General features: G+C 47.0%; 19 protein-coding genes. 9 read left to right on the top strand and 10 right to left on the bottom strand.

Annotated features, from left to right (window positions below):
* Positions 1-13: 13 nt before the first annotated feature.
* The 9 genes from uspE to ccoN all read right to left on the bottom strand — a co-directional run bounded on the left by uspE (position 14) and on the right by ccoN (position 8,105).
* On the bottom strand, positions 14-943 hold the full coding sequence (uspE, locus tag ACQ661_RS00795) for a universal stress protein UspE (protein WP_153825654.1): 930 nt from the start codon (positions 941-943) through the stop codon (positions 14-16).
* Positions 944-1,043: 100 nt separating this feature from the next.
* Positions 1,044-1,703, bottom strand: coding sequence for a sulfite exporter TauE/SafE family protein (locus tag ACQ661_RS00790; RefSeq protein WP_228759430.1), 660 nt, complete (start codon positions 1,701-1,703; stop codon positions 1,044-1,046).
* Positions 1,693-1,893: a cbb3-type cytochrome oxidase assembly protein CcoS gene (ccoS, locus tag ACQ661_RS00785; protein WP_110075109.1), complete on the bottom strand. Its 201-nt coding sequence runs from the start codon at positions 1,891-1,893 to the stop codon at positions 1,693-1,695. The genes ACQ661_RS00790 and ccoS overlap by 11 nt, the downstream gene beginning before the upstream one ends.
* A 2-nt stretch (positions 1,894-1,895) precedes the next feature.
* The gene (locus tag ACQ661_RS00780; RefSeq protein WP_153825653.1) at positions 1,896-4,316 is read right to left on the bottom strand and encodes a heavy metal translocating P-type ATPase; all 2,421 of its coding nucleotides are present in this window, start codon (positions 4,314-4,316) and stop codon (positions 1,896-1,898) included.
* A 4-nt stretch (positions 4,317-4,320) separates the two neighbouring features.
* Positions 4,321-4,818 carry a FixH family protein gene (locus ACQ661_RS00775; protein ID WP_110075107.1) on the bottom strand — a complete coding sequence of 166 codons (498 nt, stop codon included), beginning with the start codon at positions 4,816-4,818 and terminating at the stop codon, positions 4,321-4,323.
* Between the two features lie 61 nt (positions 4,819-4,879).
* Positions 4,880-5,830: a cytochrome-c oxidase, cbb3-type subunit III gene (gene ccoP / locus ACQ661_RS00770; protein ID WP_431667343.1), complete on the bottom strand. Its 951-nt coding sequence runs from the start codon at positions 5,828-5,830 to the stop codon at positions 4,880-4,882.
* Positions 5,823-6,011 (bottom strand): cbb3-type cytochrome oxidase subunit 3, encoded by a 189-nt coding sequence (locus ACQ661_RS00765; protein WP_110075105.1) that lies wholly within the window; start codon positions 6,009-6,011, stop codon positions 5,823-5,825. Before ACQ661_RS00765 ends, ccoP begins: the two co-directional genes overlap by 8 nt.
* A gap of 1 nt (position 6,012) precedes the next feature.
* Positions 6,013-6,633: a cytochrome-c oxidase, cbb3-type subunit II gene (ccoO, locus tag ACQ661_RS00760; RefSeq protein WP_153825651.1), complete on the bottom strand. Its 621-nt coding sequence runs from the start codon at positions 6,631-6,633 to the stop codon at positions 6,013-6,015.
* A gap of 11 nt (positions 6,634-6,644) precedes the next feature.
* On the bottom strand, positions 6,645-8,105 hold the full coding sequence (gene ccoN / locus ACQ661_RS00755) for a cytochrome-c oxidase, cbb3-type subunit I (protein ID WP_110075103.1): 1,461 nt from the start codon (positions 8,103-8,105) through the stop codon (positions 6,645-6,647).
* A 222-nt stretch (positions 8,106-8,327) separates the two neighbouring features.
* On the opposite strand from ccoN, the gene ACQ661_RS00750 reads away from it, so the two are divergent.
* The 9 genes from ACQ661_RS00750 to fabA all read left to right on the top strand — a co-directional run bounded on the left by ACQ661_RS00750 (position 8,328) and on the right by fabA (position 18,700).
* Positions 8,328-8,717: a hypothetical protein gene (locus ACQ661_RS00750; protein WP_153825650.1), complete on the top strand. Its 390-nt coding sequence runs from the start codon at positions 8,328-8,330 to the stop codon at positions 8,715-8,717.
* A 119-nt stretch (positions 8,718-8,836) separates the two neighbouring features.
* Complete coding sequence (locus ACQ661_RS00745) at positions 8,837-9,316, top strand: NfeD family protein (RefSeq protein WP_153825649.1); 480 nt, start codon at positions 8,837-8,839, stop codon at positions 9,314-9,316.
* A gap of 85 nt (positions 9,317-9,401) precedes the next feature.
* Entirely contained in the window at positions 9,402-10,331 is a 930-nt protein-coding gene (locus tag ACQ661_RS00740) for an SPFH domain-containing protein (RefSeq protein ID WP_110075100.1), read from the top strand.
* 129 nt (positions 10,332-10,460) lie between these two features.
* Positions 10,461-11,510 (top strand): efflux RND transporter periplasmic adaptor subunit, encoded by a 1,050-nt coding sequence (locus ACQ661_RS00735; RefSeq protein ID WP_110075099.1) that lies wholly within the window; start codon positions 10,461-10,463, stop codon positions 11,508-11,510.
* Positions 11,507-14,596 (top strand): efflux RND transporter permease subunit, encoded by a 3,090-nt coding sequence (locus ACQ661_RS00730; protein WP_153825648.1) that lies wholly within the window; start codon positions 11,507-11,509, stop codon positions 14,594-14,596. The genes ACQ661_RS00735 and ACQ661_RS00730 overlap by 4 nt, the downstream gene beginning before the upstream one ends.
* Positions 14,597-14,994: 398 nt before the next feature.
* Positions 14,995-15,147, top strand: a complete 153-nt coding sequence (locus ACQ661_RS00725; RefSeq protein ID WP_431667342.1) for a hypothetical protein — start codon at positions 14,995-14,997, stop codon at positions 15,145-15,147.
* A gap of 33 nt (positions 15,148-15,180) precedes the next feature.
* Positions 15,181-16,074: a TraB/GumN family protein gene (locus ACQ661_RS00720; protein ID WP_153825647.1), complete on the top strand. Its 894-nt coding sequence runs from the start codon at positions 15,181-15,183 to the stop codon at positions 16,072-16,074.
* A 101-nt stretch (positions 16,075-16,175) separates the two neighbouring features.
* Entirely contained in the window at positions 16,176-18,092 is a 1,917-nt protein-coding gene (locus ACQ661_RS00715) for an AAA family ATPase (protein ID WP_153825646.1), read from the top strand.
* 95 nt (positions 18,093-18,187) lie between these two features.
* Positions 18,188-18,700 carry a 3-hydroxyacyl-[acyl-carrier-protein] dehydratase FabA gene (gene fabA / locus ACQ661_RS00710; protein ID WP_431667341.1) on the top strand — a complete coding sequence of 171 codons (513 nt, stop codon included), beginning with the start codon at positions 18,188-18,190 and terminating at the stop codon, positions 18,698-18,700.
* A 92-nt stretch (positions 18,701-18,792) separates the two neighbouring features.
* Here fabA and rmf read toward each other — a convergent pair whose 3' ends face one another.
* Entirely contained in the window at positions 18,793-18,966 is a 174-nt protein-coding gene (rmf, locus tag ACQ661_RS00705) for a ribosome modulation factor (protein WP_153825644.1), read from the bottom strand.
* Positions 18,967-19,120 lie beyond the last annotated feature (154 nt).

Genomic DNA, 19,120 nt, shown 5'->3' with positions numbered 1-19,120 from the left:
AAATTGGCGGCGATTATACCTCAACTGGCGACACAAATCCTTCCGGTTTTACTGCCAACAAATCACAATTAATGGTTTGAATAACATGTTCAGCAGTATTACCAAGTAGAGCGGCTCTAAAACCGGTACGGCCAATGGTTCCAAGTACCACCAGTTCGGCATCTAGCTGCTCTGCAAGTTCTGGAATAACCTGTTCGGGCAAGCCCTCTAAGACATGTTGCGCGCTTTCAGGAATACCATAAGCACGAGCGTGCTCAGCTAATGCGAGACGGTGATTTTCTTCAATAGCTTGCCGGTAGTTGGTGGTGTCAAATTCGGGAATTTCTGCGGCAATAGTGATGGGCGCGCCAGGGTAAGCATTGACCAAGTGAACTTCACTAGATAAACAGCCGGCAAACTTTTGTGCTGCTTCAGTTACCCGTTGATTCAGCGACTGATGATGTTGATGTTCACCGGTGGTGTGGATAGCGGCCAGTACTTTGCCTTGCTCTGGCCAGTCATGTTCTTTTACCAGCAGCACGTGGCAAGGTGCTTTACGTAACAAATGCCAATCCGTAGGGGTAAAAAATAAGGTAGCGAAGCCGTCCCGCACATGGGTTGCTTTTACAATCACATCATGTTGCCCCTGGATGGCGGTTTCGATAATGGCTTCAAAGGGACGGTTATGCCAGACTACTTTGATTTCGATCGCGATATCGCGAGTATTATAGTCTTCGAGCAAATCAGCTATCCAAGCTTTACGATCCGCAATCAAACTATCTCGCATCACATTGCGTTCATCAGCTGCAAGCATCGTGGTCATTTCATAGGAGAAATCATAAATGGATAGCATGATAGTCATGCGGGCACCACTTATTCGAGCAAGCTGTAGGGCTCGATTGAGGGCCTTTTGTTGTTGATGTTCAGGATCTAACACCACCAGAATATTAGCAACGCAACTCATAGCACTATCTCCAAGCTGTCATGGCGAGTTGGAACTCGGTATTTTTAACTTGCTTTGAGTTTAGCTAACAATAACTTAAACATCCATGTCATAACGCATGCTAATGCAATATTCCCAGTTGCCGTAGCGCAATGATGGCAGTCCAAGCTGCGTATAGGATCATAATGATCCCCATCAGTTGTTTGAAACCTTGTGATTTAAGAAACGCCTGCACCGCTTGACTGAACCAACCAAACGCAACCATCGCAGGCAAGGTGCCTAGGCCAAATAGCGCCATATAGAGTGCACCTTGGCTGGCAGATCCGCTTAAGGCTGCCCAACTGAGGGCGCTGTAAACTAACCCACAAGGTAACCAGCCCCAAAGCATGCCGGCCAAATAGAGTGCAGGCATGGATTGAGCTTGGCGAAATTTGACGGCAACCGGTTGTAACGCACGCCACAAGGGTATTCCTAGCTTTTCTAGGCGTTGCAAGCCAAGCCACCATCCGCCTAAATAAAGGCCCAAAACCAATAAAAAGAAGGCAGCAAGCAAGCGTAAGTAGACCAGTCCGTCGGGCATATTTTGCATGATTTGGCTGGCAGCCGCACCGATGATAGCTCCAGCGATAGTGTAGGAGCTAATACGCCCAGCATTGTAGGCTAACAGTCTAGGTAGGGAGGCGTTGCCACTGAGCGCTCCGGCAAGCCCGCCACACATCATTAAACAATGCCCGGCACCAGCTAAGCCCATCAGCAATGCTGCAACAGCATCAATCTGCATCTGGCTTATCCGATGGCTGTTGAGGCTTGGCAGCAGACGCAGCTTTGGGGCCGTCATCATCAAGCAAAACATTCATGCCTTGGCGCTCGAGATCTTCGAATTGGTCACTGCGCACAGCCCATAAGAAGATCCCGACGGCAATGATGACAAATAAAATCGCGATGGGAATAAGTACGTATAAACTATCCATAATTATCGATACAGCCTTAATGAATTAAGCAACACAATAAGCGAGCTAACCGACATACCAATGGCGGCGATGTAGGGGGTTACCAGACCAAACATAGCAACTGGCAATATACCGACATTATAAACCAACGCCCAGATGATATTTTGTCGCAGGATGGTCCGGCTCTTGGCCGCTATGTCAACAAAGCTTAACACCGCACTAAATTGATTACGCATCAGTACCACATCAGCTGCCGTTCGCGCTAAATCAGCGGCATGGCCAAAGGTGACTGAAATATCAGCTTGGGCTAAAACTGGCCCATCATTGATGCCATCACCAATCATCATGACCGGATGCTGCTGTTGCGCCTCACTCACATAGGCGAGTTTATCTGCGGGTAGACAGTTAGCTTGTACTTCTGTGATTCCTAATTGTTGTGCTATGGGTTGTGCCAGCTCTAATCGATCACCGGTTAACATCACTACCTTGAAGCCGGCTTGTTGCAGACGGGCAACACCTATTTGTGCATCGCTGCGAAGCTGATCGCCAACCTGATACTCGGCCCACACCCCAGCCACACTGGCTAAGAACACCTGCGCCTGAGGTAAATGAGGCTGATACTCGGGGTGCCACTGCTGAATAAAAGCTAAGCTGCCCAAACGTACCGATTGGTTCTGCCAAATACCTTGCAAGCCAGCACCAGTGATGGTTTCTACTTGGCTAACTTGGCATTTCGTAGTGGTTAACTGGCGTAACGGTTGTGCTAAAGGATGTTCACTGTAGTGCTCTAACGCCTGGGTTATGGCATGCAGCTGATCACTCGCATAGGGGCTACAAGGAGCAACATAGCTCTGTTGTAGTTTAAACTCACCGCTAGTTAAGGTGCCGGTTTTATCAACAAACACAGTTTTGACTTGCTGCAGTACTTGCAATACATCGGCGTTGCGTAACAGCACGCCGGATTTATTTAATTTATGAATGGCTCCAGTTACAGCGGTTGGTGCGGCCAAGGCTAGGGCGCAAGGGCAGGTGGCAACTAACACCGCTAGGGTTACCCAAAAGGCTTCAGCCGGATCAATCCAGGTCCATATAAGAAACGTAAGTGCCGCCATAATAAGTACCTGTACGACAAACTGATTGGCCAGGCGTTCAGCTACTTGGGCTAGTTTAGGTTTGCGTGACAGCGCTAAATCTTGTAGGGCGATAATACTAGCCAACACGGTATCTTGTTGGATCGCAGTTACTTGTAATCTAGCCGTCTGCTGCTGGTTGATGCTGCCAGCCAGCATGGTCTCACCCCTGTGCTTTTGTACCGGTCGACTTTCGCCCGTAAGCACACTTTCGTTCACTAATGCGGTGCCGTCCAACAGGGTACCATCAGCCGGTAGTGTATGGCCCGAGAGTACGCGAATCACATCGCCCGGGTGTAACTGACTGACTGGAACGGTCTCAATCTCACCATCAGCGCCTTCACGGTCCGCCACTGCTGGCAGTAATTTAATTAAATTGGCAGCAGCGCTGAGCGCTTTTTGTTTGGCTAATAATTCTAAATAGCGTCCAACCAATAAGAAGAAGGTGAACATGGCTACGGATTCAAAATACACCTCACCTTGATGAGTGATGGTGGCATAAGCACTGGCCCCATAAGCACCAAGCAGAGCAATACTAACGGGAACGTCCATATTGGGCCGCTGGGCTTGAATACTGCGCAGCGCGCTTAAATAGAAAGGTTGGGCGCTGTAGAGCAATACAGGCGTGGCGAATAACAAACTAATCCACCACATAAATTGCTTCAAGTTTTCGTCAAATTCCGACAGCACCCCGAAATACAAGGCAACTGCTATCATCATCACTTGCATGGTGGCTAAACCAGCCACTCCAAGCCGATTAATAAAATAGCGGCGTTTACGTTTGAAATCTTGCTCTTGGGTGGCGGATTGAAAGGGTAGAGCGCGGTACCCTAATTGCGCAATTGCTTGTAGCAAGGTACTTAATTTAACCTGTGCTGGCACCCAAGTAATATGCACACGTTCAGTGGTTGCGTTCACTTGTGCTTGCACAACGCCGGCGATTCGAGCTAAGTGCTGTTCAATAAGCCAAGCACAAGCCGAGCAGGTCATACCTTCTACAGACAGTGTCATGCTGCGCGATTGATCGTCATGAGTGCGAGTAAATTGTTGTTGTAATTGCTCGTCATCATAAGCGCTAAGTTGCTGCAGTTCTTCTGGCACCAATGGAATAGCGAGGGGATTACTGGTATCACGATATTGATAAAAGTGCAGTAGGTTTTGCTGCGCAATGGTCTCTGCGACCGCCTGACAGCCATAACAACATACGGGACGTTGTTGATCAGCGATAACCACTTGATAGCCACCATCATCAGGAAGTGGCTGCAAGCAGTGAAAACAAAGCCCCGGAGGGGCTTCGGGAAGCACTTTGCTCATGCGGTTAGACGCCGTAAGTTAAGGGTTCAAGCACGATGGTGCGATAGGCTGGTAGATTTAATGATTGCGATAAACGCCAGCTATCATCAAATGGCGTGATGGTGATGGTCCATTTACCGGCTTCAGTTGCGGGTAAATCACCTTTAAATACGCCTTGAGCGTCGGCTGTTAACACTTGCGAAAAGTCTTTATCTGATTGCGTACTATGATAAAAATTAACCGTGAGTGCGGTTAATTGCTGCGGCTTATCGCCACGGTAGCGCAGGGTGAATTGCTGATCCACCTGATTAAAATCAAATTCAATACCTAATGCTTGAGCAGCTTGTACACGCTCTACTTCAGCGTTAATGCCTCGTCCTTTCTTATAATAATCATCCACCACCATAGGATTGTCGCCATATCGAGCGGCAATGGTCAGGGTGATAATCATTGCAATAATCACTGAAAATGGCAGTGACATCAGAAACCAGGGCCAGAACTGCTTGTACCAAGGTTTTTCCATAGGTTAGACACCTCCACAAGGTGGTTAAAATAAAAAACCCCGCAGGAGCGGGGTTTTTCGATTAGTCCTGCGACAGCCCGTAAACGTACGCGCTAATAACGTGTATCTTATCCTCTCCTAGAATATCTTTCCAGGCAGGCATCACACCGTTACGACCGTGACGTAAGGTTTCTTCGATAGTTTCTTGTGAACCACCGTACAACCAAATGTTGTCAGTCAGGTTAGGTGCGCCTAAGGCGTAGTTACCTTTACCATCTTGACCATGACATGCGGAACAAATCACAAAGTTTGCTTTACCTGCCGCAGCAAGTTCTGGGTCAACTTTACGACCACTTAAACTTAATACGTAGTTGGCTAATTCTGTAATTTGTTTATCGCTAAACTGGCCTGCATAAGCAGGCATAGCACCACGGCGGCCAGCAATCAAAGAATGCTTGATGGCATCTGGTGAACCGCCATATAACCAATCATTGTCCGTTAGGTTAGGGAAGCCTTTGCCACCCATCGCGTTAGAACCATGACATTGTGCGCAGTTTTGTAAAAACAAGCGCTGGCCAATCTCGGTTGCTTCCTCATCTTGCGCTAGCTCTTCAATTGGACGAGCTGATAATGCCGCAAAAATTGGGCCGTAGGTTTCATCTGCGTAATCCACTTCACGGTCATACTGTACGATTAGACCTGCTTCGCGATTAGCCTTGGTGGCTGCTCGAGACTCTTCTAATGACAATACTTCTTGGTTAGAGCTGGTCCAACCCAGTAAGCCGGCAAAGTTACCCAAACCTGGAAACAACGCTAGGTAAACGAAACCCCAAACGATAGTAATCCAGAACAGAATCATCCACCAGCGCGGTAGTGGGTTATTAATCTCCACAATACCGTCGAACTCGTGGTCCATCAGTTCGCCTTCTTTGATGTGGGTATAATTTGACATGTTCCAACGCAACAGCCAGATAATACAAACCAAAAAGGCCAGTGTTAGCACGATTATCCATGCACTCCAGAAGCTACTCATTATTCTTAGACTCCTGTTTAGTACTCTTATTGGTTGTGGTTAATTCATCTTCGTCAAAGATTGAATTGGCAGCCTCATCAAAGCGCTTCTTGCTACCTTTGCTATAAGCCCACCAAACCACACCGATAAACAGTACGAAAACTAAAACGGTGTAAAAACTACGCCAAGTGATGTAATCCATCTTACTTAGCCTGTGTCAAGCCAGTTCCTAGTACCTGCAAATATGCAATCAAGGCTTCCATTTCTGTTTTACCTTCAACTGCAGCTTTGGCACCGGCGATATCTTCGTCGGTATAAGGCACGCCGAACGAGCGGAATGTTTCAAGTTTCTTCGCAGTTAACTCACCGTCTAAGGTGTTTTCTGCTAACCACGGGAATGCAGGCATATTTGACTCAGGCACCACATCGCGAGGATTCATCAAGTGAACATAGTGCCACTCATCACTGTAACGTCCACCAACTCGCGCTAAGTCTGGACCAGTACGCTTAGAACCCCACAAATGCGGATGCTCCCAAACGTGCTCACCAGCAAGTGAGTAGTGACCGTAACGTTCAGTTTCGGCACGGAAAGGACGAATCATTTGGCTATGGCAGTTGTTACAGCCTTCGCGAATATAAATGTCACGACCTTCCATTTCTAACGCGGTGTAGGGCTGAAGACCTAACACTGGCTCGTTAGTTTGCTTTTGAAACAGCAACGGGGTGATCTCCACTAAGCCACCGATAGAGATGGCAATAGTCATGAGAACGGCTAACCAGCCAACGCGCTTTTCAACAAATTCGTGTTTTACGTTCTTGCTCATAAGTCGACTCCTTACGCTGACTGAGGTGCAGTGTGTGCTGGAGCTGGCTCAACATCGAGTGTCTCGACGGTTGGAGAACCGGCACGGATGGTGCGATAGCAGTTAACTGCCATCAAGATCATCCCAGCAACAATGAACAGGCCACCGACAAAGCGAATGAACCAGAACGGATAAGAGGCTTCTACGCTCTCTACGAAGCTGTAGGTAAGAGTACCATCAGCTGCGTTTACTGCACGCCACATCAAGCCTTGCATCACCCCTGAAATCCATAGCGCAACAATGTAGAGAACCACACCAATGGTATGCAACCAGAAGTGTACGTTAATCCATTTTACGCTGTGCATTTGGGTTTGGCTCCAAAGGCGTGGAATCAGGTAATACAATGAACCGATAGTGATCATCGCTACCCAGCCTAAAGCACCAGAGTGTACGTGGCCTACCGTCCAGTCAGTGTAATGCGATAGGGCATTTACTGATTTGATTGCCATCATCGGACCTTCGAAGGTCGACATGCCGTAGAATGACAAAGAGACGATCAGGAAGCGCAAGATTGGATCGGTTTTCAGCTTATGCCAAGCACCTGACAAGGTCATGATACCGTTGATCATACCGCCCCAAGAAGGCACGAACAGAATCACCGACATCACCATACCTAACGACTGTGCCCAATCTGGCAACGCAGTGTAGTGTAAGTGGTGCGGGCCGGCCCAGATGTACAAAGAGATAAGGGCCCAGAAATGAACCACCGACAACCGGTACGAATACACCGGACGCTCAGCTTGTTTAGGAACAAAGTAGTACATCATACCTAAGAAGCCAGCCGTCAATAAAAAGCCTACCGCGTTGTGGCCATACCACCATTGCACCATCGCATCCACAGCACCTGAATAGAGGCTGTAAGATTTGGTTAGTGACACTGGTACTGCCATGCTGTTCACAATATGTAACACAGCGATAGTTACGATAAAGCCACCGTAGAACCAGTTAGCTACATAAATGTGCGAGGTACGGCGTTTTACCAAAGTACCAAAGAACACAATGATGTAGGCTACCCAAGAGAGGGCGATCAGAATGTCGATTGGCCATTCTAATTCAGCGTACTCTTTAGTAGAGGTTAGGCCTAGTGGTAACGTAATAACCGCCAAAACAATAACGGTTTGCCATGACCAAAATACAAAGGAAGCTAGCTTGTTCGAAAATAAAGCTGTCTTACAAGTCTTCTGGACAATGTAGAACGATGTTCCCATCAGGGCCGAAGTACCGAATGCGAAAATAACCGCATTAGTATGCAACGGACGAAGACGAGAATACGTTAGCCAAGGGGTATCAAAATTTAGTTCAGGCCAGATCAGCTGAGCGGCAATAAATACGCCCAGTGACATGCCAATGATTCCCCAAATTACAGTCATCACAGCAAACTGCCGGACGACCTTTAGGTTATATTCAATTTGTTGTGGATTCGTATGGCTCATTTTTGGATTCCGCGTTGATGCTCTGATTTAAGGAGACAGAGTAACGTGATAATAATTAGTTGCTAGCAAGCTACTGAGTAAGTAGTTTGAGTAGCGATGCCATTTTACGGTCATTAACCAAAAAAATACAGGTCAAAACCGAGAAAAAATCAAGCCTTTCGGGCGCTTGGTGGAAATTTGACCAGTTAAAAATACCCTTTAACCAAGGTAGATTATACCCGCATGAAAACTAAGGTCTTTATTTTCGTGGTTTGCAGCATGGTGTTCTTGTATGGCTGCAGCGACAAAGTGCCACAGGTTCAGCATAGCGCAGATACAAAAATCTTCCATCAAATTGATCCAGATCAACCTATGGTAGAGCAGCCTATCCTTATCCAGTTGACCTTGCCAGAGCAGGTACAGCCGCAATTAAGTAAAGTTACGGGAGTGAATATGTATATGGGAGCGATTCCATTAGTTTGGCAGCAACAAACGCAGACTCGCTGGCAGGCCGAGCTGTTATTGGGCGCTTGTGCTGAACCTCTGATGCAATGGCGGGTGACGGTACCGCTAATAAATGGCGAACAACAGCTATCACCTTACGTATTCGAATTCAGCACCAAGCAGCATTAATGCGCGACACAAGCACAAGTTATTTTTAAGACACTAATTGAAACAATTAAGCGATTCATAGCCAGCTTTTGCATGCTATATTGGCTTAGCGATAACGCAATAATCAAAGGATTAGACCTATGTCCATAGCCTTAGTTTGGATAATCATTGGAGTTATTCTCATTCTATCAGAACTCATGCTAACCAGCGTCATTGCAGTGTTTCTGGGGATTGGAGCGATAGTTACTGGGCTACTTTTGCATTGGGGTTTGATTGATCAAATCGCAACGCAGTTTGCAGTTTTCGGAATCGTGAGCTTGGCTCTTTTATGGTTGGCGCGAGGCCGGATAAAACAGTGGTTTTCCGGTTATACGGCAGATGAGGACGAATCCAAACCGAATTTTCAACGCGATATCGGTGCTCGGGTTACGGTTGTGAAAGGGTTTCGTCATGGTGCTGGCCGGGTAACTCTTAATGGGGTGCAGTGGGATGCTTTTTCTGAAGATGAATTAGAAGCAGGTGATACCGCATGGGTGGTAGCCAATGAAGGTATCCAGTTGACGGTACAAAAAGAAAAGCTAAAACGAGCTGCAGCAGCTAACACTCATGGCGAACAATAAAAACCGAAAAACAAAAGCCTAGTGATAAGAAAGTTTGCGGCGGTAAATCGATACTAGAATTAAAATTAACGAGCGAGATAACTACATGAACGAATCTATTATAAACGTCAATTCGGTACTAGCGCTTGGTTTTGCGCTGGCCGCCATCATCATTATTCTGAAATCGGCGCGCATTGTGCCGCAACGTTCTAATTTTGTCATTGAGCGCTTAGGGAAATACAACCGAACTTTAGATTCTGGTTTCCACTTCCTTATTCCTTTTATCGACAAAGTAGCCTACCAGCACACGTTAAAAGAAGAAGTGATTGACGTAGAACGCCAAGCCTGTGTTACCCGCGATAACATCCAAGTAGGCATTAATGGTGTCCTTTATATCCAAGTGGTTGATGCGCACAAGGCAAGTTATGGCATTAACGATTACCGTTATGCGGCGTCTCAGCTAGCACAAACGACCATGCGTTCTGTAATTGGCCAGACGGATCTTGATAAAACCTTTGAAGAGCGAGCGCAAATTAACGAAGTGGTAGTGCAAGCATTAGATGAAGCGGCCGCGCCATGGGGTATCAAAGTCTTAAGATATGAGATTTCTGATATTGAGTTGCCGATGAGTATTAAAGATGCATTAGAACAACAAATGCGGGCTGAACGAGAACGTCGAGCCGCTATTGCGAAATCTGAGGGTGAACGCCAGGCGATGATCAACGTTTCAGAAGGTCACAAGCAAGAAGTGATCAATTTGTCTGAGGCGGAAAAACAAAAGCAAATCAACGAAGCCGAAGGTCGTGCGCAAGAAATCGAGCTGATTGCCACTGCTACTGCGGAAGGTCTACGTAAAATTGCCGCAGCAATCCAAGAGCCAGGTGGGCAGGATGCGGTTAGCTTGCGGGTTGCTGAACAATATGTGAAAGAGTTCGGTAATTTAGCGAAAGAAACAAACACCTTAATCTTGCCGGCACAGCTTGCAGATATTGGTGGTGCGGTGGCTGGATTAACTGAAATCATCAAGAAAAAATAATTAGTTACACTTATAAAACTTTGGGCGTAAAGAAAAGGCCGTTCATCGAACATGAGCGGCCTTTTTTGATCAAATTTGTTCAAATAAGACTATTCGTAAACTGACACAATTTTGTAAAGGACACAGGGAATGCGGTTGTTAACCAAAACCAGCTTAATAGTAAGCACCATTTTACTCTTGCAGGGGCTACCAGCTCAGGTACAAGCCCAGCAATGGGGTGGTGATCGTGCTGCAGTTGTATTAACGGAATCGATTGGTTTTGAACGCATTCAACGTCGTGTTGACGCCGTCGGTTATGCTGAAGCAGTGCGCTCAGTGGCGTTGTATCCCGCGGTTACCGATGAAGTTAAGGCGGTCAATTTCAAGCCTGGCGATCGGGTAGAACAGGGTGCTGTGTTGGTTCAACTAGACGATAGCCGTGAACAAATCGCCTTACAGCGAACGCAGATTCAGTTAGCGGATGCTGAACGCACCGTAGAACGGCTGCAAAAAAGCCGCGCGCAAGGAGCCGTGCCGCAGAGTGAACTTGATGATGCTATCACAGCCCGCGACCTGCTTGAGATTACCTTGAAAGAAATTGCCGACGAAATTAACGACCGCCGCGTGATTGCTCCTTTTAGTGGCGTTGTTGGTATCACTGACGTTGAAGTTGGCGATCGCATAAATCCACAGACCTTAATCACCACCATTGATCAGCGTGATCGGCTGTTTGTTGATTTTCGCGCGCCTGAAGCAGCCATGGAAATGCTCATGAACCAGGCAGAATTGTTCGTGCGCCCATGGAATGCCCGAGAAGCCGCTTATCCGGCTGACATCGTAGAGATTGATTCTCGGATCGATGCCACCAACCGAACTTTGCGGGTTCGGGCGGTGATGGATAACAGTAACGATCAGTTCCGGCCGGGTATGAGCTTTCGAGTGGCGCTAGAAATGCAAGGCGACAGTTATGCTGTGGTACCAGAAGCTGCGCTGATGTGGAGTGCCGACGGCGCCTATGTGTGGCTGAACAAAGATGGCAAGGCCACTCGCGTTGATGTGGATATTCGGCAGCGTCTCGCTGGCCGAGCCTTAGTTGATGGAGCGTTACAGTTAGGTGACGAACTGGTGGTTGAGGGCGTTCAGGCATTACGTCCAGGCCAAGCCTTAAACCCACTGAATAAAGAGGCGGCACAGCCATGAAATGGACCCCGCAACTCAATGATCTCCCGTCGTTATCAATCCGCCGGCCGATTTTAGTTATTGTTCTTAATTTACTTATCATCATTGCGGGCTATGCAGCTATTAATGGCGTTGAAGTTCGCGAACTTCCTGATGTAGACCGACCGTTATTGACCGTTTCGGCAAGTTTCCCAGGTGCTGCACCAGAAACTGTCGATACTGAAGTTACCAGTCAGCTTGAGGGCGCTGTCGCTCGAGTGAGCGGCGTGAAGTCGATACGAGCGTCGAGCGAAGAGGGTAGCTCACGCATTGTGGTTGAATTCAGACCCGGTGTGGATCTTGATGATGCCGCCAACGAAACCCGTGAATCTGTGAGTCGAGTACAGCGGATGTTGCCGGAAGAAGTTGAGAATGTTGCCATTATCAAAGCTGATAATGATTCTCAAGCTGTGGTAAACCTCTCCGTTTCTAGCTCGACGCTGGATCTTGAAACCCTCACGGAACGCGTCGAGACTGACATAGCTCCAGCTTTTTTAGGGGTTCCTGGTGTTGCCGATGTGCGCCTTAACGGCGATCGGGCGCGGGTGTTACGGGTTATTTTAGATCCGTTACGTTTAGCTAGTTATAACCTTGCCGTTACCGATGTTTCGCAAGTTTTACGACAAGCTCCGTTTGATGTACCCGCGGGTAGCTTAAAATCGACGGATCAACAACTTATCGTGCGAGCAGATGCTAGCTCAGTTACTGTTAAAGATGTTGAAGATATCGTTGTTCGTGGCGATACCCGAGTTGGTGATGTTGCTACGGTTTATTTTGGCCCCGCGGATGCAGGTAGCATGGTGCGCCTTGATGGTAAGCCTGTGCTTGGGGTTGGTATTATTCGGCAGGCTCGCTCTAACACCATTGAGATCTCTGATGAAGTGTTGGCTCTCGTCGAAAAACTCAAGGTTCAGTTTCCTGAACTCGAAATTGAAGTCACCTCAGATGACGCCAAGTTTATCCGCAGCTCAGTAGAAGAAGTCTTTGTTTCTCTTGCTTTAACTATCTTACTAGTGGTTGCCACCTTGTGGGTGTTCATCGGTTCAGGCCGAGCAACCATTGTGCCTTCTTTAGCTATTCCGGTGGGCCTCATTGGTTCTATCGCAGTGATTTGGGCACTAGGTTTCTCCATCAATATTTTGACCTTGTTGGCGTTGGTGTTGGCAACGGGCTTGATTGTCGATGATGCCATCGTGGTATCCGAGAATATTCAACGACGCCGCACCATGGGGCTGGGCGCTCGCGCTGCCGCAGTGGTTGGTACTCGTGAAGTGTTCTTTGCGGTTATCGCTACGACTGCAGTGTTAGTAGCGGTGTTCGTTCCTATTGCTTTTTTACCTTCGACAGCGGGGCGCTTATTCCGTGAATTTGGCGGGGTGTTAGCAGCCGCAGTCATTATCTCATCGTTTGTGGCGCTATCATTAGTACCAGCTTTGACCGCCCGGTTACCGCTTAAAGAAGAAAAACAAGCGAATAAGTTGCAGCAATGGGGCGGGAAGCTTCGTGATGGCTATGCCAAAACCCTTCATTTTGCATTAGATAAGGCTTGGTGGGTGTTCATTGCTTGTACTTTGATTGCAATTTCAGCGGTATGGTCGTACAGCAATGTAGATAGTGAATTAATGCCATCAGAAGACCGTGGCACCATTCGTATCTTCGCCCGTGGCCCTGATGGTGTTGGGATTGATTTTATGGACCGCCAAGCGCGGCAAATGGAAGAAATTCTATTGCCATACGTCAACGGTGGCGATGTCGATAGTATCAATACAACCGTAGGGCAGTGGGATCCAAACCTAGTGTTCATCACCGTACGGTTAACGGATTGGGAGCAGCGCGAGCGTTCGCAACAAGATATCATTAATGAAATAAACGGGCCGCTGACCAATATTCCTGGGGCTCCAGCTCGCGCCTTCGGTTCTAATAGCCTTAACCTGCGTGGCCAAGGTGGTGGTTTACAAGTGGCGTTAACGGGTGAGGACTACCAAACCATTTTTGCAGCTGCGAAGAAATATACCGCACGCATTCAAAAAGATTTACCAGAGGTTGGTTTTCCGCGAATTTCGTATCAGCCTACGCAGCCGCAGTTACGGGTCAATATTGATCGCAAACGCGCAGAAGAGCTCGGGGTGCCGCTGAGTGACATCTCGACGACATTACGCGCCGCGATTAATGGCGATAATGTTGCCGATTTGAACGTGGGCGATCAGTCCGTGCGGATCATTCTGCAAGCACAACGCAGCCTGATTAATGATCCTTCCGATTTAATGAATCTTTATGTGGGGTCATCAGCGTCAGGTTTAGTGCCTCTTTCAAGTATTGCGACCATTTCAGAAGAAGGTGTTGCCGCAGACCTTGGCCGACGCGCACAACGGCGTGCTATCGAGATTGACATGCAGTTACCAGAATCCATGCCGATCGAAGATGTGGTTGATAAACTAAGACAATTAGCAGCTGAAGAATTGCCGAGTGGGATTGGTTTAGTGATGTTAGGTGAGGCGGAAGCTTACGAAGAAACCGAACGGGAAGTAGCCTTAACTTACATCTTGGCCTTTGTTATCGTCTTTCTAGTACTAGCAGCGCAGTTTGAAAGTGTGAATAGTGCCGTAGTTGTAATGGCCACAGTACCTTTTGGCATAGCTGCAGCCTTGTTTGCGTTGTTTGTGACGGGTACCTCAATCAATATTTTCTCGCAAATCGGTTTAGTTATGTTGATTGGCTTAATTGCGAAAAACTCCATTTTGCTAGTTGAGTTTGCGGACCAACTGCGCGACCACGGACAATCCGTACGTGAGGCAGTCGAAAATGCTGCGGCAATTCGTTTGCGGCCGATTATGATGACCTTGGTATCTACCTTGCTAGGCGCATTACCACTGATCCTTTCCATGGGTGCAGGGGCTGAGGCCCGTAATGCTATTGGTTGGGTCGTCTTTGGTGGCTTGGCTTTTGCTGTGGTATTCACTTTATATTTAACGCCGGTTATGTACCTAGCTATTGCACGTTTCACCAAACCACGTGCTGATGAAAGTGATCGTCTGGCTGATGAAATGGAAAAAGCCGGGGAGTTGTAATCACTTAACGGCTCACTATCGAAAGTTTATAAAAGCCTCGCATTGATGCGGGGCTTTTTTTTGAATAGCGAAAACAAATCGATGAACACTAAGAAGCGCCCACCAAGAAACCCAAATAACGCTACCGGTGCTAGATGAATTTTAGTTGCAGGGAGATAAGTTACAGAGAGGTGAGTTGCTATCATTAAGTTTAATGAAGCTAAGGATGAGAGTTTTAATTAGCTACATTTGCCAGGCCTGCAAACTAATCTGAAAAGCTATGAACTCTATGTGGAGTAAAGCGGATTTAAATTCAGAACTAGCTAAGAATCTTTTAGAAATGTAAGTCATCACATCTCGTTAAAGATAATAATAATAGATGATTTAACATAATATACATTATACGCAAGCATATAATCATGAAGATGGCGGTAGATTTCTTTCCTTTGGCATTACCGCCTTATTCGGCGTTCAACAAGCTGAATAAGGCCGAGTTAGAAACCTTTGGTTACGGTTTTTCGGTAGCTTGCTGCTTGTTGGTTTTAGCTCTCTCACCTAGTATTCGTTATTGAAAATTTAACGATATCTCAATCTAAGGACGATTCATGAAAGCTTGGTTTAAGAATGTGATTGGCGTTGCTATGGCAGTGACTTGTAGCTCTAGCTTGTTGTTTGCGCCTAGCGCTCAGGCTGATTTGTTTTATCAAATTAGTGGCAAGGATTTGACTCAACCATCTTATTTGTATGGCACCATGCATATGCTCTGTCAGGATGACTTCTACATAGATCCAAGCGTGACTGAAGCTTTTGCTAAAACTGAGCAACTGGTGCTAGAAATTGATTTAACGGATCCAGCCTTGGCGCAGGTCTTTCAACAGCATTCTGCGCAGCCCGATGCACAGTACTTAAGAAAGTTTTTGAATGCTGAACAGCATCAACAGATGAATCAATACTTTGTTGATAATTTAGGCGCTGATTTAACTCAGGTTGGCCATTTACGGCCGTTTATTTTAACCAGCTTGCTCTTACCTATGCAGTTGAACTGTCAGCAACAGGCATCCTATGACGGTTATTTTGCTGAACAAGCACAACTTGGTGGGCATACCATTGCTGAGCTAGAAACACCTTTGTTTCAATTAGATCTATTTAACCAAGTACCTGTTGCTGAACAAGTTAACTGGTTGTGGGACATGATTTCAGACCCTGCAAGCTCGCAAGCCGAGATGCAGAAACTTAACCAGCTTTATATCCAAGGTGACGCTGACAAATTATATGCCTATACCGTGGCTCAGCCTGAATTTGCTGAATATGAAGCGCTATTACTGAGTGACAGAAACCGTGACTGGGTGGTAAAACTACCGCAAATGATGGCTACTAAGCCAAGTTTCATCGCGGTAGGTGCGGGTCATTTAGGCGGTGATCAGGGTGTGGTTGCCTTGTTGCGCGAGGCTGGTTATCAAGTGCAGGCAATCAAAGTTGAACGCCCTACTACTAACTAACACTTAAAGTCTCTACAAATGCGTCGCAAACGCTAACAAACATGGTCAGTTACCCCTTATTTCGGCTATCATAGCTGTCTATAAAAGGAGAACGGCAAATTATGCGGATTGCGGCGCAAGCTTTACAACCAAATCTCACCGAATGGGCGGCACAACGTCCGGTCACTTCAGCTCCTAACCCTCTCATTGGGCAACAGCGAGCGCTTCATGCGATTGAGCAAGCGTTAAGTATTTGCGGTCGTTACGCCCATGGTTTTATTGTGACGCCAGCTGGCTTACGGGCCTTAGATGTGTTGGCCGAGTTACCTACGCAACAAGGCTGGCAAAGCGCTCATAGTCAACGCGATTGGCTCTATGTGGCTAATCCGGATTCAGCTAACCAGCCATTATGTATCGACGTAAATGCCGGCCAAGCAGATAGCTTTGTCATCAAGCTATGGGAATTTCTACAAGCCGCCGTGAATGTTCGACAACCGTTGCTTGAATATATGCTGGAAACCTTTACCAGTGCGCGGGTAAAGCACTATTTAGAGCTCATTTCAGACAAAACTTTTGACGATCTGCCCGGTGCTGAACTTGCTACTATATTGGTACGACAGCCGGCCCAGCCAGAGCCTTTTACTTATTGCGACAGAGTTACCGATGCGAGTTTGTTTGGTAGTATTCGGCTTCAATCCGTTGAAGGAACCATTTCTTCTGATCTGCATTTAATTGAGCCCGGCGCCTTGCTGCGTGCTAATGGTGGCGTGCTGGCCATTGATGCCGAAGAGCTGTTCTTGCAGCCCGGCTTGTGGCGCAAATTAAAATACGTTCTGCGCACCAGTATGATGCATTGGCAAGCACCAGGCGAAGCTCACATTGCAGCTTATTACCAGCCAGAACCTATTCCTGTGCAGCTGAAAGTATTGTTATTAGGGGATCGTGATATTTACGCCCAATTACGCGAAGTAGACCGTGATTTTGATAACCTATTCCCTTATTTAGCGGACTTTTCATCTCATTATTCGCTAGCTCAAGCTCCCCTAGCCCCTTATTTTGACTATTTAGCTTATGTTGAGCGTGAGGCTGCGGTACGTCCATTAGCGCCTGATGCTATTGCGCCCTTGTTAAAATTTGCGACTCGTCTGACTGATTTTCAAACAGAGTTAACACTAGACACTATCGCCTTAATGCAATTTTTGCGTGAAGCCAATGGCATTGCCGCCCAACAACAGCAGCAACAGATTAGTGCAGCACACCTTGAACAAGTGCTTGAACAACGCAAGCAGCGTGATGGCTACATCGCTGAGTTGAGTCGCCGCGCTATCTTAGAAGGTCAAGTCTACATTGAAACCAGTGGTCAGGTTATCGGCCAGATCAATGGATTAACCGTGGTTACTGCGGGTGGGTCTGAATTTGGTGAGCCAAGTCGGATTACGGCAACCGTGCATTACGGTGACGGCGATATTATTGACATCGACCGAAAATCAGAGCTCAGTGGTAGTATTCATACCAAAGGGGTGATGATTTTAAGTGCCTATATAGCCAATGTATTCGCTCGCAATGATGCTATGAGTCTGTCGGCTACCATTGTATTTGAGCAGTCGTATCACGAAGTTGATGGCGATAGTGCCTCTTTGGCTGAGCTTTGCTGTCTGCTGTCGGCACTAGCTGAGGCTCCTATTGAGCAAGGTTTAGCTATTACCGGTGCAGTCGATCAATTTGGTCGAGTACAAGCCATCGGCGCCGTCAACGAAAAGATAGAAGGTTATTTTGCGCTTTGCCAAGCGCGTGGACTAACCGGCAAGCAAGGCGTCATCATTCCTCAAGCCAATTTAAGCCAGCTTAATCTTGATCATGAAGTGATTGCTGCGGTAGCTGCCGAAAAGTTTCATATTTATGCCGTTGAACACGTTACTGCAGCCTTAGAGTTATTGACCAACGAGCCGCAGAAACAACTATACGCTAAGATAGAACAACGACTTAGCGAACTACAGCATATAGAAAAACCCACGTCATGGTGGCAACGCTGGTTTTAAATAAAGAACAAATCGGACTTGTTAAGCGTACAAGTGTTCGCTAATCTGAGCGGGTATTTGCGAACACTTATTCTTTAGCTGTAATAAAGGTCTTTATGAAACAGTCTAGCTTCACCCGCGAAGAACTTCTGTCATGCGCTCGTGGCGAAATGTTTGGTCCCGGCAATAGTCAGCTCCCTGCCCCGAATATGTTGATGATGGATCGGGTTTTAGAAATTACTGAAACCGGCGGTGCCTACAACAAAGGCTACATTCATGCCGAGTTAGATATCAACCCAGATCTATGGTTTTTTGATTGCCATTTTATTGGTGATCCTGTCATGCCTGGTTGCTTAGGTTTGGATGCCATGTGGCAACTTACTGGCTTTTTCTTGGCCTGTTTAGGTGGCCCCGGTCGTGGTCGCGCGTTAGGCGTTGGCGAAGTGAAGTTTACCGGTCAGATTCTACCTACGGCGAAAAAAGTCACCTATCACATCGATATGAAGCGTGTGTTGAAACGTTCATTGTACATGGGTATTGCTGATGGTCGCGTCGAAGTGGATGGCAAAACTATCTATACTGCAAAAGATTTGAAAGTAGGTTTATTTACAGACACTTCCACCTTTTAAAAGGTTAGTGTCTCGTCCTGCTAAAAGAAAGCCCGCTCTTATGCGGGCTTATTTCATTCGGCTTTATTGTAGCTGTTTCTGATGAGGACGCATCAGCGGAACAGACCAACGCCACGAGCTTCCATCGCATCGCGCCAACCGCCTAGCCACTGAGATCGAACATCCTGGTTTTGATAAGGACACAGTTCCTTAGAACGACCAGATACTCCGGCTTTGAACCCCTGTGCGTGAGCACGTTCGAGGCGATCGCGTTTTTGTCGTTTCATATTTACCTTCCTCGTCCAATTGTCGTTTTTGATTTATGACAAGAGCATGACGTTTTTTTGACTGCTCTCCCTTTAATAGATAGCAACTTAATCAGGGAGTTCAACCTAAAAAAATGGCGTAATATCATCGTTACCGTTAAGTTGATGATATTAC

Source organism: Pseudidiomarina sp. WS423 (assembly GCF_050750165.1).
GTDB classification, from domain to species: Bacteria; Pseudomonadota; Gammaproteobacteria; order Enterobacterales; family Alteromonadaceae; genus Pseudidiomarina; species Pseudidiomarina fusca.
The sequence above is the reverse complement of the archived record's forward strand: the minus strand, read 5'-3'. Positions and strand labels throughout refer to the sequence as shown.

Excerpts from the sequence above, each read along its gene's own strand:
- uspE (WP_153825654.1), bottom strand. The coding sequence starts at position 943 with ATGAGTTGCGTTGCTAATATTCTGGTGGTGTTAGATCCTGAACATCAA.
- ACQ661_RS00790 (WP_228759430.1), bottom strand. The coding sequence starts at position 1,703 with ATGCAGATTGATGCTGTTGCAGCATTGCTGATGGGCTTAGCTGGTGCC.
- ccoS (WP_110075109.1), bottom strand. The coding sequence starts at position 1,893 with ATGGATAGTTTATACGTACTTATTCCCATCGCGATTTTATTTGTCATC.
- ACQ661_RS00780 (WP_153825653.1), bottom strand. The coding sequence starts at position 4,316 with ATGAGCAAAGTGCTTCCCGAAGCCCCTCCGGGGCTTTGTTTTCACTGC.
- ACQ661_RS00775 (WP_110075107.1), bottom strand. The coding sequence starts at position 4,818 with ATGGAAAAACCTTGGTACAAGCAGTTCTGGCCCTGGTTTCTGATGTCA.
- ccoP (WP_431667343.1), bottom strand. The coding sequence starts at position 5,830 with ATGAGTAGCTTCTGGAGTGCATGGATAATCGTGCTAACACTGGCCTTT.
- ACQ661_RS00765 (WP_110075105.1), bottom strand. The coding sequence starts at position 6,011 with ATGGATTACATCACTTGGCGTAGTTTTTACACCGTTTTAGTTTTCGTA.
- ccoO (WP_153825651.1), bottom strand. The coding sequence starts at position 6,633 with ATGAGCAAGAACGTAAAACACGAATTTGTTGAAAAGCGCGTTGGCTGG.
- ccoN (WP_110075103.1), bottom strand. The coding sequence starts at position 8,105 with ATGAGCCATACGAATCCACAACAAATTGAATATAACCTAAAGGTCGTC.
- ACQ661_RS00750 (WP_153825650.1), top strand. The coding sequence starts at position 8,328 with ATGAAAACTAAGGTCTTTATTTTCGTGGTTTGCAGCATGGTGTTCTTG.
- ACQ661_RS00745 (WP_153825649.1), top strand. The coding sequence starts at position 8,837 with ATGTCCATAGCCTTAGTTTGGATAATCATTGGAGTTATTCTCATTCTA.
- ACQ661_RS00740 (WP_110075100.1), top strand. The coding sequence starts at position 9,402 with ATGAACGAATCTATTATAAACGTCAATTCGGTACTAGCGCTTGGTTTT.
- ACQ661_RS00735 (WP_110075099.1), top strand. The coding sequence starts at position 10,461 with ATGCGGTTGTTAACCAAAACCAGCTTAATAGTAAGCACCATTTTACTC.
- ACQ661_RS00730 (WP_153825648.1), top strand. The coding sequence starts at position 11,507 with ATGAAATGGACCCCGCAACTCAATGATCTCCCGTCGTTATCAATCCGC.
- ACQ661_RS00725 (WP_431667342.1), top strand. The coding sequence starts at position 14,995 with ATGAAGATGGCGGTAGATTTCTTTCCTTTGGCATTACCGCCTTATTCG.
- ACQ661_RS00720 (WP_153825647.1), top strand. The coding sequence starts at position 15,181 with ATGAAAGCTTGGTTTAAGAATGTGATTGGCGTTGCTATGGCAGTGACT.
- ACQ661_RS00715 (WP_153825646.1), top strand. The coding sequence starts at position 16,176 with ATGCGGATTGCGGCGCAAGCTTTACAACCAAATCTCACCGAATGGGCG.
- fabA (WP_431667341.1), top strand. The coding sequence starts at position 18,188 with ATGAAACAGTCTAGCTTCACCCGCGAAGAACTTCTGTCATGCGCTCGT.
- rmf (WP_153825644.1), bottom strand. The coding sequence starts at position 18,966 with ATGAAACGACAAAAACGCGATCGCCTCGAACGTGCTCACGCACAGGGG.